The organism is Microcystis sp. M083S1 (assembly GCF_020246405.1).
Taxonomy (GTDB): Bacteria; Cyanobacteriota; Cyanobacteriia; order Cyanobacteriales; family Microcystaceae; genus Microcystis; species Microcystis aeruginosa_C.
In genome coordinates this window covers 73,391-89,156 of record NZ_JADBTB010000188.1, presented here as the reverse complement: position 1 = coordinate 89,156, position 15,766 = coordinate 73,391, and the positions used below count along the sequence as shown (strand labels likewise).

General features: G+C 39.4%; 12 protein-coding genes and 1 pseudogene. 10 read left to right on the top strand and 3 right to left on the bottom strand.

The window, feature by feature from the left end:
* Positions 1-166 precede the first annotated feature (166 nt).
* A pseudogene (locus IM450_RS17555) lies at positions 167-382 on the bottom strand (hypothetical protein); the annotation flags it as partial.
* Positions 383-551: 169 nt separating this feature from the next.
* Here IM450_RS17555 and IM450_RS17550 point away from each other — a divergent pair.
* A complete protein-coding gene (locus tag IM450_RS17550) occupies positions 552-3,749 on the top strand; it encodes a type ISP restriction/modification enzyme (RefSeq protein ID WP_287666001.1) in 3,198 nt (1,065 codons plus the stop codon).
* 284 nt (positions 3,750-4,033) lie between these two features.
* Here IM450_RS17550 and IM450_RS17545 read toward each other — a convergent pair whose 3' ends face one another.
* A complete protein-coding gene (locus tag IM450_RS17545) occupies positions 4,034-4,690 on the bottom strand; it encodes a hypothetical protein (protein ID WP_287709518.1) in 657 nt (218 codons plus the stop codon).
* 2 nt (positions 4,691-4,692) lie between these two features.
* Complete coding sequence (locus tag IM450_RS17540; RefSeq protein WP_287665995.1) at positions 4,693-5,682, bottom strand: ImmA/IrrE family metallo-endopeptidase; 990 nt, start codon at positions 5,680-5,682, stop codon at positions 4,693-4,695.
* A gap of 222 nt (positions 5,683-5,904) precedes the next feature.
* Between IM450_RS17540 and secA the strand changes: the two genes are divergently transcribed.
* The 9 genes from secA to IM450_RS17495 all read left to right on the top strand — a co-directional run bounded on the left by secA (position 5,905) and on the right by IM450_RS17495 (position 15,751).
* Positions 5,905-8,721 (top strand): preprotein translocase subunit SecA, encoded by a 2,817-nt coding sequence (gene secA, locus IM450_RS17535; RefSeq protein WP_287665992.1) that lies wholly within the window; start codon positions 5,905-5,907, stop codon positions 8,719-8,721.
* Between the two features lie 297 nt (positions 8,722-9,018).
* Complete coding sequence (locus tag IM450_RS17530; RefSeq protein ID WP_284526030.1) at positions 9,019-9,156, top strand: hypothetical protein; 138 nt, start codon at positions 9,019-9,021, stop codon at positions 9,154-9,156.
* A gap of 175 nt (positions 9,157-9,331) precedes the next feature.
* On the top strand, positions 9,332-10,519 hold the full coding sequence (locus IM450_RS17525) for an AAA family ATPase (protein ID WP_287665984.1): 1,188 nt from the start codon (positions 9,332-9,334) through the stop codon (positions 10,517-10,519).
* A 24-nt stretch (positions 10,520-10,543) separates the two neighbouring features.
* Complete coding sequence (locus IM450_RS17520; RefSeq protein ID WP_002799501.1) at positions 10,544-11,155, top strand: DUF4276 family protein; 612 nt, start codon at positions 10,544-10,546, stop codon at positions 11,153-11,155.
* 548 nt (positions 11,156-11,703) lie between these two features.
* The gene (gene ispF, locus IM450_RS17515; RefSeq protein WP_002800432.1) at positions 11,704-12,183 is read left to right on the top strand and encodes a 2-C-methyl-D-erythritol 2,4-cyclodiphosphate synthase; all 480 of its coding nucleotides are present in this window, start codon (positions 11,704-11,706) and stop codon (positions 12,181-12,183) included.
* A 41-nt stretch (positions 12,184-12,224) separates the two neighbouring features.
* Positions 12,225-12,452 carry a type II toxin-antitoxin system VapB family antitoxin gene (vapB, locus tag IM450_RS17510; RefSeq protein WP_002800430.1) on the top strand — a complete coding sequence of 76 codons (228 nt, stop codon included), beginning with the start codon at positions 12,225-12,227 and terminating at the stop codon, positions 12,450-12,452.
* Positions 12,452-12,838, top strand: a complete 387-nt coding sequence (locus IM450_RS17505; RefSeq protein ID WP_043997655.1) for a type II toxin-antitoxin system VapC family toxin — start codon at positions 12,452-12,454, stop codon at positions 12,836-12,838. Before vapB ends, IM450_RS17505 begins: the two co-directional genes overlap by 1 nt.
* 92 nt (positions 12,839-12,930) lie before the next feature.
* Positions 12,931-14,688, top strand: a complete 1,758-nt coding sequence (argS, locus tag IM450_RS17500; protein ID WP_287665979.1) for an arginine--tRNA ligase — start codon at positions 12,931-12,933, stop codon at positions 14,686-14,688.
* A gap of 670 nt (positions 14,689-15,358) precedes the next feature.
* Positions 15,359-15,751, top strand: coding sequence for a Mo-dependent nitrogenase C-terminal domain-containing protein (locus tag IM450_RS17495; protein ID WP_287665976.1), 393 nt, complete (start codon positions 15,359-15,361; stop codon positions 15,749-15,751).
* The last annotated feature ends 15 nt before the right edge of the window (positions 15,752-15,766 follow it).

Sequence of the window (15,766 nt, the reverse complement as noted above, 5' to 3'; positions counted from 1 at the left end):
TTGGTATGGTTCGATAGGGGGGCATAAATCGACTAAATCCTTATCTGGCAAGAGATTTAATTGATTAGTTCGCTCTAGATCAAAAACAATTGACAAAAATCGCCAAATATCTTTCTCTATAAGGGTTTCATCTCTTATAATCCTGTCCGTTGCATAAGACAAACCGAAGAACCGTAAAGGAAAGTTGCGGAATATTCGGATTAGGTCGTTGAATGAGGGGTAAAAACTCTTTTTGTCCTTTTTTTGTCGGGTAGGTGCGTCCTCGTACCCACGTTCTCAGAGTGGGTAAAGGAATATGGAGATAGCGCGCAGTATCGGCTATAGTGTAGGTGGGAACATGATAGAGATGCTCTAGAGATAAGGGAGATGATGCTTTGACCATCGTTAATATTTCAGTGAAGTTGTTGAGATGAGATTATCGCCTATTATTTCATTCTAGCTAATTTTGGTATCCTTGAGGATAGGGATAAAGCAGGATGAGGGCAGTGGACATTGGGGGCAAATGAGGTTATATTTTATCTAGAGAAGAACGTTTGTATGTCGCAACGATAATGAGTAACTCACTGCCAAAATATCTAGAGGAAATCACAGGCATTTATCAACAGGGTAACGCCACAGAACACAGTTATCGTCCTGCTTTAAAAAAATTAATTGAATCCCTAAATAATAACCTACAAGCTCTCAATGAACCCAAAAGGATTGCTTGTGGCGCTCCGGATTTTGTGATTAATCAGGGTATGGTAGAAATTGGCCATCTGGAAGCAAAAGATATCGGAACTTCTCTCAAAAAGATTGAAAATACTCCCCAAATAAAACGTTATTTACAGGCTTTGGGTAATTTAATTATCACCGATCATTTAGAATTTCGTTGGTATGTATCGGGAGAATTGCGTCTATCAGCTGCCGTGGCAAGTCTTAATCAAAAAAAGCAAATTAAACCTGATTCCCAGGGTATTTTACAAGTAGAACAATTGTTCTGTCAATTTTTCCTTTCAAAAGTTATTCAGATCACAACACCGCGAGAATTAGCCAAAAAAATGGCCGCTTTAGCGCAGTTAATTCGAGATGCAATCGGCCAAGCTTTAAAAGATCAAGATTGCGGGGGAATGTTGCGGCAACAATTGCAATCTTTTCAACGAGTTTTAATTAGTGATCTCAATGAAGCGCAGTTTGCGGATATGTATGCACAAACAATCTGTTATGGTTTATTCGCAGCACGCTGTAATACGGATCAAATAAGTTCTTTTTCCAGGGAAACGGCAGCATTTCGACTCCCAAAAACTAACCCTTTTTTGCGGGGAATTTTTCATCAAATTGCTGGTACAGAATTAGATGAGCGGATTACTTGGGCCGTGGATACTCTAGCGACTATTTTACAACAAACGGACATGGAGGGGATTCTTAGCAGCTTTGGAAAACGCACGCGCAAGCAGGATCCTGTGGTTCACTTTTATGAGACTTTTTTAGCAGAATACGATAGTAAAATGCGTGAGTCTAGGGGGGTTTATTATACCCCTGAACCCGTGGTTTCTTACATGGTTCGCAGTGTGGACTATATTCTAAAAAATAAGTTTCAGATTCCTAAAGGTTTGGCCGATGCCAAAAAAATTACGATTAAAAATCCTAATAATAGCCAAGAAACTCAGGAAGTTCACCAAGTTTTAATCCTCGATCCTGCTGTGGGAACTGGCACTTTTTTACACTCTGTTATTGACCATATCTATGATAGTTTTCGTCAACAGAAAGGGATGTGGTCTAGTTATGTCAGTAAACATTTATTACCCCGTCTCTTTGGGTTTGAATTACTGATGGCTCCCTACACCGTAGCACACATGAAATTAGGTTTACAACTTCAGGAATTAGGCTATGATTTTAGTGCCGATGAACGCTTGGGAATCTATCTCACTAACACCCTACAGGAAGCTTTTCAAATTCCCCCTGCTGATGGGTTTTTAAATCGCATTCGCGATGAAGCAGCTGCGGCAAAAGATGTTAAGCAAGAAATGCCAGTCATGGTTATTTTAGGCAATCCTCCCTATTCCTATCAGTCGATGAATACTGACCCTTGGATTGTGAATTTAGTTAAGGATTATTATCAATTAGATGGAAAACCATTGGGAGAGAGAAACCCTAAAGGTTTATTAGATGATTATGTGAAGTTTATTCGCTTTGCTCAGTATCGGGTAGCGGAAACTGGTTATGGAGTTGTGGCGTTAATTACAAATCATGGTTATTTGGATAACCCCACTTTTCGGGGAATGCGTCAAAATTTGATGCAGACTTTTGATGAGATTTATGTTTTAGATTTGCATGGGAATAGTAAGAAAAAAGAAGTTTGTCCCGACGGTTCACCAGATCAAAATGTGTTTGATATTCAGCAAGGGGTAGCGATTGCGTTTTTTATTAAGTATCAAGATAGTCAGCAAGATTTAGCCAAGGTTTATCATGCTGATTTGTGGGGGGTTAGAGAGGTGAAAGAGCATAAGGAGTTAGTTGGAGGTAAGTATTATTGGTTAGATGAAAATGATATTAGTTCAACTGAATGGGAAATTATAAATCCCAAATCAGATTTTTACCTATTTAATCCTCAGAGCAAAGTCTCATCTGATGAATATCAAAAATATTGGGAACTTGATACAATCATGTTGACAAAGGGTTCTGGCATCAAAACCCATAGAGATCACTTTGTCTATGATTTTGATAAATCTAAATTAATCGAGCGAATCAATGACTTTAGAAATACACTTATAAATGATTCAGAAATAAAAAATAAATATAAGTTGGAAGACAGTTTAGATTGGAATTTAAATCAAAAGAGAAAATCTTTTACATCTGAATCTAATTGGCAATCTTATTTCACTCAATGTTTATATAGACCTCTTGATATTAGACCTTATTATCATCATGATGCTTTAGTAAATCGGTTGAGGCATGAAATAATTCAGCATACGATGAATAAGAATAACATTGGTATAGGTATAGGTCGCCAAGGAATTGCGGTTAATGATCCTGAATGGGCCTTGATTACTGTTTTTGAGAATGCCATTGATACTAATATTTTTAGAAGAGGTGGAGTTAATATTTTTCCCCTTTATCTTTACCCAACCAATACCCCAACCTTATTTGAAACAGAAGCAACCAACTCGCCAAATGGTCGCCGTCCCAATCTAGCGCCAGAATTTATTAACGAACTTTCGGCAAAACTTGACTTAGAATTTATCAGTGATGGCAAAGGAGACAAAAAGAAAACCTTTGGACCAGAAGACATTTTTAACTATATCTATGCTGTCTTTCACTCTCCCCAATATCGCCAACGTTACGCCGAATTTTTAAAAATAGACTTTCCTCGTGTTCCCCTAACCAGTAATCAAGAATTATTCTGGGAATTAGTCAAAAAAGGTGACAGATTAGTACATTTACACCTAATGAAAGCAACGGGAAAAGAAATTAGTAGCTATCCCGTGGCGGGTTCTAATCTAGTAGAACAGGTGAAATATGACGAAAATAAACAACAAATTTCGATTAATTCTGACCAGTATTTTGCGGGGATTCCGCCTCAAATTTGGAACTTTTATATCGGCGGTTATCAAGTGTGTCAGAAGTGGCTAAAAGACCGCAAAGGTCGCCACCTTAGCTACGATGACCTAGAACATTATCAACAAATTATCTCCATTTTAGGCGAATCGATCGCAATTATGGAAACTATAGATATAATTATCCATAAATATGGTGGTTTCCCCTTTAGTTAAGCCACCGGTGAGAGAAGATTAACACTAAATCCGTTGAGTATAGGCTACATATTGGGAGAGGCAAAAGGCAAAAGGGAGAATAAATAATCAGTTTTTAATAACCAGATTTAGTATTACCAGAAACTAGAACAAATACTTGAGCCTGATAACGAGCTATCTGTTGAACTTTTAAAATATTTCTACCAATGTTTACATCTTTAGTTAATACTATCCATCCTTGTTAATATTTTGGTGAAGTTGTTGGGATGAGATTATCGGCTATCGTTTCATTTTAGCTAATTTTGCTATCCTGGAGGGTAGGGATAAAGTAAGTTTCCCGTTTCTTTTCTTAATTCCCTAATTTCAGTTTTTAACGCTTCTCTGACTTCCTGCTCCGCTGATTCTCTGCTATAACCGAATATAAATTTAAGATTAGTGTCACAATCGCAAACGGGATAAATTTTCTCTTGAATACACTGAAATCCATAAATTTCAATGTCTTTTAAAATTAATTGTTCTAAACACCATATTTTACCTTGAAGATAGCCAGTAATCTGATTAGTTTCAGGAACATTTAAATTTTTCAAGCAGCGTTTATCTCCCGTGAGTAAATAGCTTAAATTATTTTGTTTATTCAAGTAGCTAACATAACTGATGAGAATAGCCTCACCTATATCTATTCCTTCGATTTTCTGTAATTGAATAAAATACTCTTGATTGATATTATTGATTGATATTTTATCGCAGGCTTCAACCACAAATAAAGCATCCTCTAGGTTATATTTAACAGGGTTTCTCTTCCTTTTTTGTTGCGGTTCCCTTTTAAATTTATATTTAAATGTCTCAAGAATTTTAACTTGATTAATTTCAACTCCAAAGGTATTGAGGGTTTTCTCAAATAAGCTATAGGTGGACAATTTTAGGATAATGTCATTATCCAAACAATAAACAGAACCTATCAAGGTTAAACTCCTAACACCTTTTCTAGATACTCGTAGGTTTCGTCATCAAATTTATCCCAGTCTAACTGATTGGCCAAATATTCATTAATAATCTTATTGCCATTTGGGTTGGGTTCTAATACTTTTAAAGTAGCCATGGGTAAAGCAAAGTAGTTGTTATGCCATCCATAGTTCAGAATAATTGCACCTATGTCAATATCCGGATGATGAGAGATAAAATGTTCTTGAACATATTTACTGAATTTTTCAGTATTTGGGAATTTCCCATCCCCAAGGCAGTTATCATAATCACCTAGGAGTAATTTAGTGGCAAATTGATTAGCTTCTTTTTCTTCGCTATCATTATCAAATTTAATCTCTTCATCAACTAATACCCCATCTTTTAGATGTGCTAATGCTAAATGTCCTAACTCGTGCGCTAAGTCAAAAGCGAGTCTTGCCGACTGTTGATATTTTGAACTAAGAATAATTACAGGACAAGTGGAATGCCATTGAATTAATCCAGCAAATTTCTTAGTTTTGTTAGGAAAATGATCAAAGTATCCCACCGCTATTCCCTGAGACCAACAATAGTCTAAAAGAGAGGTCAAGTCAACCTTTGGCCAGTGACTTAAGATGTCTTTCCTGATGGTTTTAGCATCCTTAGATAAAGGGGTATAATTAACTTCAACCCCCAAGGAAATTAACTCAGCAAAACGACTCGCTAAAGCTTGTGCTAGATGGGGATGTTGGTTATTCTGGCTATTGTGCTGTTTAAATTTAGTATGGGGAGGTCGATTAAATTTGACCTTTTCTTGAGGGGTTAATAAGGATGAGAGGTCAAGATTGAGGTTTTTGGCGATATAACCTGCCCCTTCTAGGACCGCAACGGGTTTATCATTGAGTTCATCATCCCACCAACTGGGCAAGCCATTTTTTCGGACATAATTTTTTTTAAGTCCGATTTTTGAGAGTTTCCCGTAGAGGGCTGCCATGGTAAGGCTTTCTGTCATGGTTTCACCCTCCTTTGTCGGCAATACTAAGTTTTTTAAGGTTTTAGGGAATCAAAGTAGATGAGCATATTCTTTTCTCTAAGATACCATCTCTAACTTAATTTTTGCCCACTGGCAAGAGTCCCTTTTCACCGATAAATGACTCTCTACTCCCAACGAGAGTGATACAATTGTTAACACCACAGATCAAGAGCCAATCGAAGCGAGAGAATAAAAACTGCTATGTTAAAAGCCCTACTCGGAGACCCTAACGCCCGCAAAATTAAAAAATTTCAGCCCCTCGTCACCGAAATCAACCTGCTGGAAGAAGACATTAAAAACCTGTCCGATGAGGAATTAAGGAGCAAAACCAGCGAATTTAAGGAAAGATTGGACAAAGCAAGAAATTATGACGAAAGAGAGGAGATTCTCGAGGAAATCCTCCCCGAAGCTTTCGCCATTGTCCGGGAAGCGGGAATCCGAGTCTTAGGGATGCGTCACTTTGACGTGCAGTTATTGGGGGGAATGGTACTCCACAAAGGACAAATCGCCGAGATGAAAACCGGGGAAGGAAAAACCCTAGTTGCCACACTCCCCGCTTATTTGAATGGATTGACCGGAAAAGGGGTTCACGTCGTCACCGTTAACGATTATCTCGCCCGTCGTGACGCGGAATGGATGGGGCAGGTACACCGCTTTTTAGGGTTAAGTGTGGGACTAATTCAATCCGGCATGAGTCCGGAAGAAAGAAAGAAAAATTATGCCTGTGACATCACCTACACCACTAACAGCGAACTCGGCTTTGATTATCTGCGCGATAACATGGCTACAGTGATGGGGGAAGTTGTCCAAAGACCCTTTAACTACTGCGTTATCGACGAAGTGGACTCCATTCTTATTGATGAAGCGAGAACCCCATTAATTATATCAGGAGCGATTGATCGACCCACAGAAAAATATATTCTCGCCGCCGAAATCGCCAAACAATTAGTGCGCCAAGAAGTAGAAGACGGACCGGGAGACTACGAAGTTAACGAAAAAGACCGTAACGTTTTAATGACCGATGAAGGCTTTAAAAGAGCGGAAGAACTATTAGAAGTTACTGATTTATACGACCAAGAAAATCCCTGGGCGCACTATATTTCTAACGCTATTCGTGCCAAAGAACTCCAGAAAAAAGACGTTAACTATATCGTCCGCAGTGGTGAAATTGTTATCGTTGATGAGTTCACGGGACGAGTATTACCGGGGCGACGTTGGGGCGATGGTTTACATCAGGCAGTGGAGGCTAAGGAAGGGGTAGAAATTCAACAGGAAACCCAAACCTTAGCCACGATTACCTATCAAAACTTTTTCCTACTCTATCCGAAATTATCTGGCATGACCGGGACGGCCAAAACCGAAGAAACGGAACTAGAAAAAGTCTATAACCTGCAAGTAACAATTATTCCCACTAATCGCGTTTCTCGTCGGCAAGATTTAGCCGATGTGGTCTATAAAAATGAACAGGCAAAATGGAACGCCGTCGCCGAAGAATGTCAACAAATGCACGAACAGGGTCGCCCGGTTTTAGTCGGTACTACCAGTGTGGAAAAATCAGAAGTGCTTTCGCTATTATTACAGGAAAGAAAGATTCCCCATAACTTGCTTAATGCTCGTCCGGAAAACGTGGAAAGGGAATCGGAAATCGTCGCCCAAGCAGGCCGGGCCGGAGCCGTAACTATTGCCACAAACATGGCGGGACGGGGAACCGATATCATCCTCGGTGGTAACTCCGATTATATGGCCCGATTGAAAATTCGCGAGTATTTAATGCCCAAATTAGTTATGCCCGAGGATGACAATCTGGCCTTTAGTTTACCCAGTTTAGGAGAACGCAATCGCCCGCAAGGATTCGCCCCGGGTAAGAAGAAAAAAAACTGGCGTGCCTCGGCGGAAATTTTTCCCACCGAGTTACCGAAAGAGGTAGAAAATGCCCTGAAAGAAGCGGTTAAATTTGCCGTTGATACCCACGGAACTCAAAGTTTACTCGAATTAGAAGTAGAAGAAAAAATCGCCATCGCAGCCGAAAAAGCCCCCACGGATGACCAAGTTATTCAAAAGTTACGTGAAGTCTATAAATTAATTCGCAAAACCTATGAAGATTACACGGGTAAAGAACACGATGAAGTAGTAGAAAGAGGCGGACTGCACGTTATCGGGACGGAACGCCACGAATCCCGCCGTATTGACAACCAATTGCGAGGCCGGGCGGGCAGACAGGGCGACCCCGGTTCTACACGCTTCTTTTTAAGCCTAGAAGACAATTTATTGCGGATTTTTGGGGGCGACCGCGTGGCCGGTTTAATGGATGCCTTCCGGGTGGAAGAAGATATGCCCATTGAGTCGGGAATGTTAACTCGTTCCTTGGAAGGAGCGCAAAGAAAAGTGGAAACCTTCTATTATGATGCCAGGAAACAGGTGTTTGAATACGACGAGGTGATGAATAATCAACGACGCGCTATTTATGCCGAACGTCGTCGGGTTTTGGAGGGGATGGACCTAAAAGAACAGGTGCTGCAATACGCCGAAAAAACCATGGATGAAATCGTCATGGCTTATGTTAATCCCGAACTGCCGGCGGAAGAATGGGATTTGGAAAAACTGATTAGTAAATCTCAGGAATTCGTCTATCTGTTGGCAGATATTACCGCTAAAGATGTCGAGGATATGAGTGTTAATGATATCAAGATGTTCCTACACGAAGAAGTTCGCAAAGCCTACGAAATTAAAGAACGTCAAGTGGATAATATTCGCGCCGGTTTAATGCGCGATGCCGAACGTTATTTTATCCTGCAACAAATCGATATGTTATGGCGCGAACACCTGCAAGCTATGGAAGCTTTACGCGAGTCGATTGGTTTACGCGGTTACGGTCAAAAAGACCCTCTGATTGAGTATAAACAGGAAGGCTACGAGATGTTTTTAGAAATGATGATTGATATCCGTCGTAACGTGGTTTATTCCCTGTTCCAATTCCAACCGCAAGGACAACCCCAAGCAGTGGCTAGTGAACAGTAAAAACTAAAAGTTGGCTTAAATTCGGGAGAATTGGCTAAGGCTGATTCTCTCATTTTTTTCTACCGAGAAATCAGTCACCCACAATCCACACTAGGACAAAAATTATCAGTCCGATTACTCCATAGGACAACAACGACCCCAAAAAATTGATGATTTGTATGGGAAAATGAATCAAAACTTGGTAAGTAAAATCCGTAACTGCCAGCAAGGCAGTGAAAAACATAATCACAAGTGTTATCATATTTAATATCTTCTCAATCTGATAGAATAAATGGCTATCCTTTGCGGTAATCGGCAGTGGATAGTCAGAAGTTAGGAGATTATCCCCAAGAAAAAACTCGGAGTGCGGTAGAATCGGGAGAGCGTTGGGTTTCATGCTTCAACCGTTCGGCAAAAGCTCACGGCCGAAGCCCAACCTACGTTCTTGTTAAATAAGATTTAGTATAACTCGATCGCTGTTAAAATTGCGGTAGAATCAGGAGAGCTAATTTGCTATAACCAGTCCAGAAGAGCGAGATTACTAAAAATTGACCAGTTTTTTGCGGGAACTGGGAAAATTAACAGCTAATCTGGGACAAGACGAGCTAAAAGCAGCAGAGAGCAACAATCAATGTCTAAAAACTCTATACCTCGAATCGAAAATCTGCGCGTGCAAAATTACCGAGCTTTACAGGACTTAGAATTAAAAAGCATTGCTCCTTTAACCGTTTTTCTCGGTCCTAATGGGAGCGGAAAATCTACCATATTTGATGTCTTTGCTTTCCTCTCTGAATGTTTTACTGTTGGTTTAAAAAAAGCTTGGGACAGACGGGGAAGATTTAAAGAATTAAGAACCAGAGGACAAGAAGGTTACATCATTATCGAATTAAAATATCGAGAAAAATTGGCATCACCTTTAATTACCTATCATTTGGCTATTAATGAAGCTAACAATCGCCCTTATGTTGCCGAAGAATGGTTACAGTGGAGACAAGGAGCGAGGGGCAAACCTTATCGCTTTTTAAACTTTAAAGAAGGGGAAGGAATAGTGATTAGTGGAGAAAATCCCCAAGAAGAAGATGAACGAATTTATGAACGATTAGACTCCTCAGAATTTTTAGCTGTTAGTACCCTCGGACAATTGGCCAAACATCCCCGGGTTAGTGCTTTGCGTCGTTTTATCACAAGTTGGTATCTTTCCTACTTAACCGCAGATAATACTCGCACTCAACCAGAAGCAGGAGCGCAAGAAAGATTATCGCCAACTGGTGACAATTTACCTAATGTTATTCAATATTTAAAAGAAGATCATCCTCAACGATTAAAATCTATTTTACAAACCCTTTCTCGTCGAATTCCTAGATTAGAAAAAGTCGAAGCATCTATTATGCCGAATGGACAGCTTTTACTTCAAATTAAAGACGCACCTTTTCAAGAGCCAATTCTTTCCAAATTTGCCTCCGATGGCACTTTAAAAATGTTGGCTTATTTAACTATATTATACGATCCAAGCCCTCCGCAAGTACTGGGAATAGAAGAACCAGAAAATCATCTTCATCCCCGTTTATTACCTGAATTAGCAGAAGAATGTCGGGCAGCGACCGCAAGTACACAATTAATGGTAACAACTCATTCTCCCTTTTTTGTAGATGGTTTGAAACCAGAGGAGGTTTGGGTACTTTATCGAGATGAAAATGGTTTTACTCAAGCTAAACGTACTTCAGCAATGCAAGGAGTTAAGGAATTTATTCAAAATGGTGCTTTGTTGGGTCAATTATGGATGGAGGACTATTTTGATGTGGGTAATCCTAGCATTTAAGTTTAATAGCAAAGGAGGGAAAAAGTGCATCTTGAATTTTTAGTTGAAGAATTTTCTACCCAAGAATGTTTAAATCAAATTTTACCTAAAATATTATTTGAGAATGTCACCTATAAAATTCATGCCTTTCGAGGTAAATCCGATTTAATCAAAAAACTACCGGAGCGATTAAAAGGCTATCAATGCTGGATACCCGATGATTATCGAATCATTATTCTTGTAGATAGAGACAATGAAGATTGTCAAATGCTCAAAGAAAAGTTAGAAAATATTGCCCAACAAACAGGACTGATCACCAAAACGATTAGTGAAGATAAAAAAACATTTCAGGTGTTAAATAGAATTGCTATAGAAGAACTAGAAGCTTGGTTTTTTGGTGATATTCAGGCTATAGTCTCAGCCTATCCCAAAGTTTCTACTAATGTGGGACAGCAAGCAAAATACAGAAAACCCGATGAAATTACGGGCGGAACTTGGGAAAACTTAGAAAAGATACTTCAAAAAGCTGGGTATCATCGAGGAGGTTTAGAAAAAGTGAAAGCAGCCCGAGAAATTTCTCAATTTATGACTCCTGCTCATAATTGTTCTCCTAGTTTTCAGATTTTTTATCAAGGTTTATTGGCGATGATTAGCTAAGGATATTTAGGAAAGTAAATGATGAAACTGCTAGATCACTGTCAAGGATAAATCGATTTTTAACTGTTGAATAAATTGTTGCATAATTGTTCAAAATTCGGTGTTTAACTATAGCGTTTCCTAAGCTAGTAAGGTACACCTATTTTTCTTCCCTTTTGCATGAGTGCCTAAAACCCATAACTTTTGTACCTTAGCAGACTGAAAAACGCTATAAATCTTATTGAAAAAGAACGTAGGTTGGTTTGAAGCATGAAACCCAACCCTCTCCTGATTCTACCGCAATTTTAACAGCGATCGAGTTATACTAAATCTTATTTAACAAGTATAGAGTGGCAAGTGAGAAGTGGGTTTTTAAAGTTGGATTAGCAGTTAATGATACTATCAAAAATTAATTTAGTATAAGCTTTCATTGTATTAGGAAAAACTTCAGCAGAATAGTTCATCCTTCCTAGCTAATTAGCTAATAAGGACAAGTGAGGGAAAATATTTCCCCGTTTCCTGTTCCCTTTGCGATAAGATAATTAATATAACTTCAAAGGTACTGCTCTATGAATATTCGTATTGGTAACGGCTACGATATCCACCGATTGGTAACAGGAAGACCTTTAATTTTAGGAGGAGTAGAGATTGCCCATACTGTCGGTTTATTGGGTCACAGTGATGCCGATGTCTTAACCCACGCTATTATGGATGCCATGCTGGGTGCGCTTAGTTTAGGCGATATCGGTCATTATTTTCCCCCCACAGACCCACAATGGCAAGGGGCGAATAGTTTAAAATTATTAGAGCAAGTTAATCAGTTAATTATCGATAAAGGTTGGCGGATTAATAATATTGATTCGGTAATTGTCGCCGAAAAACCGAAAATGAAACCCCACCTCAGTGCGATGCGAGCCAAGTTAGCAGCAACTCTCAAGATTAATCCGGACCAGGTGGGAATTAAAGCCACTACTAACGAACAATTAGGACCGGTGGGACGAGAAGAAGGTATCGCAGTTTATGCCGTGGTTTTATTGGTTAAGGAATAAGTAATTAGTAAGAATTAGCTCAAATTAAGTATCCCAAACCTATGAATATAGACACAAAAATCTTAGAAACTGTCGAAACAATGCCAGAGTTCTTAAAAATAGAGCTGCTTCACTATGCTGAATATTTGATGGCCAATTATCAATCAGATGCTATTATAGAGAAACCTTCTCTTAGAAAACGTCGTTCAGGAATTTTACAAGGTACATTTACCTTACCTTTGTCCGATGACTTTGATGAGTCTTTGGAAGATTTTCAGGAATATATGTGATGACATCTTTTCTTCTGGACACCCATACTTTCATCTGGTTAACTGAAAACGATCCTAACTTACCTAATAATCTTCGGGAGGAAATTGATTTTGCTCCTGAAGTTTATGTCAGTATTGTTAGTCTCTGGGAAATCGCGATTAAGTTAAATTTAGGTAAGTTAGTCCTACAAAAAAGTTATGAAACCATTGAAACTAAACTAGAAGCATCAGATATAACCTTACTGTCTATATCATTTTCTGATACTCTAAAAATTTGTACTTTACCCTTGCATCACCGTGATCCATTTGATAGAATGCTAATTGCTCAGTCTCTAAACAAATCACTAATTCTAATTAGTAAAGATACTAAATTTGATGCTTATAATGTACCAAGAAAATGGACATAATACCCCGTCCGGCTCAATTTTATTCAAGATGAGAGCAAGATAAATTTCCTCATTACCCATAGATTTCTAACATTCATTGCTAAATTCTCTCTATGACTGCCATTATCCAACAAATAAAAGAGCGTTTTTCCCAATCCCTAGTTAAATCCTTTGGGGAAAACTTCGCCGCTACCGATCCCCTAATTGTCGCCGCTAGTAACCCCCGTTTTGGCGATTATCAATGTAATATTTCCCTCTCTTTAGCCAAAGAATTAAAACAAAAACCCCGAGAAGTGGCGACAACTTTACTAAAAAATCTAGAGATAGATGATCTCTGTCAACCCCCCGAAATTGCTGGACCCGGTTTTATCAATCTTACCCTTAAACCCAGTTATCTAGAAACCCAATTAAAAGACCTAATTACTGACAACCGTTTAGGAGTTGCCGCTGCTAACCCCAGTCAAAAAATTATTGTCGATTTTTCCAGTCCCAATATTGCCAAAGAAATGCACGTCGGTCACTTGCGATCGACTATAATCGGTGATTGTATTGCTCGGATTTTGGAATTTCGTCATCATCAAGTAATTCGTCTTAATCACGTCGGGGATTGGGGGACTCAATTCGGGATGTTAATCACCTATCTACAAGAAGCTTATCCTAGTGCTTTAACCCAAGCAGATGCTCTCGATTTAGGGGATTTAGTTAGCTTTTATAAAAAGGCTAAAATTCGTTTTGATGAAGACGAAAACTTTAAAGAAACTGCCCGCCAAGCCGTAGTAAAATTACAGTCGGGTGATCCTCAAAGTCGTCAAGCATGGCAGTTACTTTGTCAACAATCACGACGGGAATTTCAGAAAATCTATGATATTCTCGATATAAAACTAACCGAAAGGGGGGAATCTTTTTATAATCCCTACCTTGAGACAGTAATCAGAGAATTAGATCAACAGGGATTGCTAACAGAAGACAACGGCGCTTTATGCGTCTTTCTCGATGGTTTTACCAACAAAGAGGGGGAGCCTTTGCCCCTAATTGTCAAGAAATCCGACGGCGGTTATAATTACGCTACCACCGATTTAGCGGCAATTTGTTATCGAGTGCGGCAAGATAAAGCCGCAAGAATAATTTATGTCACCGATGCTGGACAAGCTAACCATTTTGCCCAAGTATTTCAGGTGGCTAAAAAAGCGGGATTTTTACCCGATAATGTGGCAGTGGTTCACGTCGCTTTTGGATTAGTTTTAGGGGAAGATGGTAAAAAATTAAAAACTCGTTCCGGGGAGACGGTAAAATTACAAGAATTACTCGATCAAGCGATCGCCTGTTCCCTAGCTGACTTAGAAAAAAGACTGGCAAGCGAGGAAAGAGAAGAAACCAGCGATTTTATCGCTAAGACTGCCGAAACTGTCGGTTTAAGTGCCGTTAAATACGCCGATCTCAGCCAAAATCGCAATAGTAACTACGTTTTCAGTTACGACAAAATGCTCAATCTGCAAGGCAACACCGCCCCCTATATGCTGTACGCTTACGCTAGGGTCCAGAGTATCAGTCGCGAAGGTGGTATTAATTTTCAGGATTTAAGTGCCAATTCATCGCTAATTCTCAAGGATGAAAGCGAATTAATTCTGGCTAAACAATTACTGCAATTTCCGGAAGTAATTAGTGCCGTGGAAGAAGATTTATTACCCAATCGTTTATGTGATTATCTTTACGAACTAAGTAAAAAGTATAATCGTTTCTACGAGAATTGTCCCGTTCTGAAAGCGGCAGAACCGATTAAAACCTCTCGTTTAGTCTTGTGTGATTTAACGGCAAGAACCCTAAAATTAGGCTTATCTCTGCTAGGAATTCCCGTTTTGGAAAGAATGTAAATCAGTTATCAGTTATCAGTTATCAGTTATCAGTTCACAGCAAAAAACTCCTGGCTCTTCTAGGTTCTGTGTGATAAGTTTAACTTACTCTATGATCGATCAATCTTTGTGTCCTTTGTGTCTTTGTGGTTCCTTCCACTCGGTCTCGCGTAGCGAGCGCGTTGCGACCGCCAGCAGGACTGTATCTTAGAATACATTTTGCCCACCAAACCTAAGAGAGCCAACTACCCAATTCATAATTGATAATTCATAATTGATAATTCCCACATCCCACCCCTTGCATTGCGTATCCTTGACAAAACTGGGTGCTATTTTATACCCAGAAAAAGTGTACTATGCTGACGTGAAAAAACCTGAGTTTTTGCTAACCTAGAAATAGCTCTAATCAGAGCCAATATCTTTGGGCGAAGCTTAGAGATTAATCTAGTTAAACTCACTGGTGACGTTATCTTATTGTAGTCTGTTGCCTATTAGCTTTCAGGTGATAACTCGGAGACAGGGAATTAGTACAAAAGTTCAAATTTCCTCTCCGCATCCCCAGCGTTCCTGTGTAGTCTTAACGAGTAATTTTATCCCAGAGATGTTATCTTTAAAGCGGCCAACTATCCGAACATCCTAGAGGATTTTCGGGAAAGAGTATTCGTCCTCTCGTAATCTCAGATAGAACCTTATGAGTCAATCAATAGAAGGTAAGGCTATGGCTGATGCTGATGTATCAGATTATACCACAAATAAAATAATTTTGTCTAATTGGATCGCCCCTTGGTCGAAAGGCAATCGGAAAAACCCGTCACCGCAACCAAAATGGGATTTATGGCAACCCCTGCGGCAACGAATTGATCGCCTAGAGATTAATACACCTGCACTAGCTCATCGGATTTGTCGTCTAATTCCAGCTCAATGTCCCTTTGCGCGGAAAATTACCCTATTTAGCTGGACAATTCTAGAGATTCCGCCCCTTTGCAAGCTAAATCCCCTCTACGAAAACCTAATGATGTTAAGATTTCGCGCTCTTTCTTACCTAGCCGATGAATGTGGAGAGGATATCGGTGCTTACTGCTAAAATGGGAGAGTGTCT

Bases quoted from the DNA above. Each gene is read 5' to 3' on its own strand.
- vapB (WP_002800430.1), top strand. From the start codon at position 12,225: ATGAATATAGACACAAAAATCTTAGAAACTGTCGAAACAATGCCAGAG.
- IM450_RS17495 (WP_287665976.1), top strand. From the start codon at position 15,359: ATGAGTCAATCAATAGAAGGTAAGGCTATGGCTGATGCTGATGTATCA.
- argS (WP_287665979.1), top strand. From the start codon at position 12,931: ATGACTGCCATTATCCAACAAATAAAAGAGCGTTTTTCCCAATCCCTA.
- IM450_RS17550 (WP_287666001.1), top strand. From the start codon at position 552: ATGAGTAACTCACTGCCAAAATATCTAGAGGAAATCACAGGCATTTAT.
- IM450_RS17540 (WP_287665995.1), bottom strand. From the start codon at position 5,682: ATGACAGAAAGCCTTACCATGGCAGCCCTCTACGGGAAACTCTCAAAA.
- secA (WP_287665992.1), top strand. From the start codon at position 5,905: ATGTTAAAAGCCCTACTCGGAGACCCTAACGCCCGCAAAATTAAAAAA.
- ispF (WP_002800432.1), top strand. From the start codon at position 11,704: ATGAATATTCGTATTGGTAACGGCTACGATATCCACCGATTGGTAACA.
- IM450_RS17525 (WP_287665984.1), top strand. From the start codon at position 9,332: ATGTCTAAAAACTCTATACCTCGAATCGAAAATCTGCGCGTGCAAAAT.
- IM450_RS17505 (WP_043997655.1), top strand. From the start codon at position 12,452: ATGACATCTTTTCTTCTGGACACCCATACTTTCATCTGGTTAACTGAA.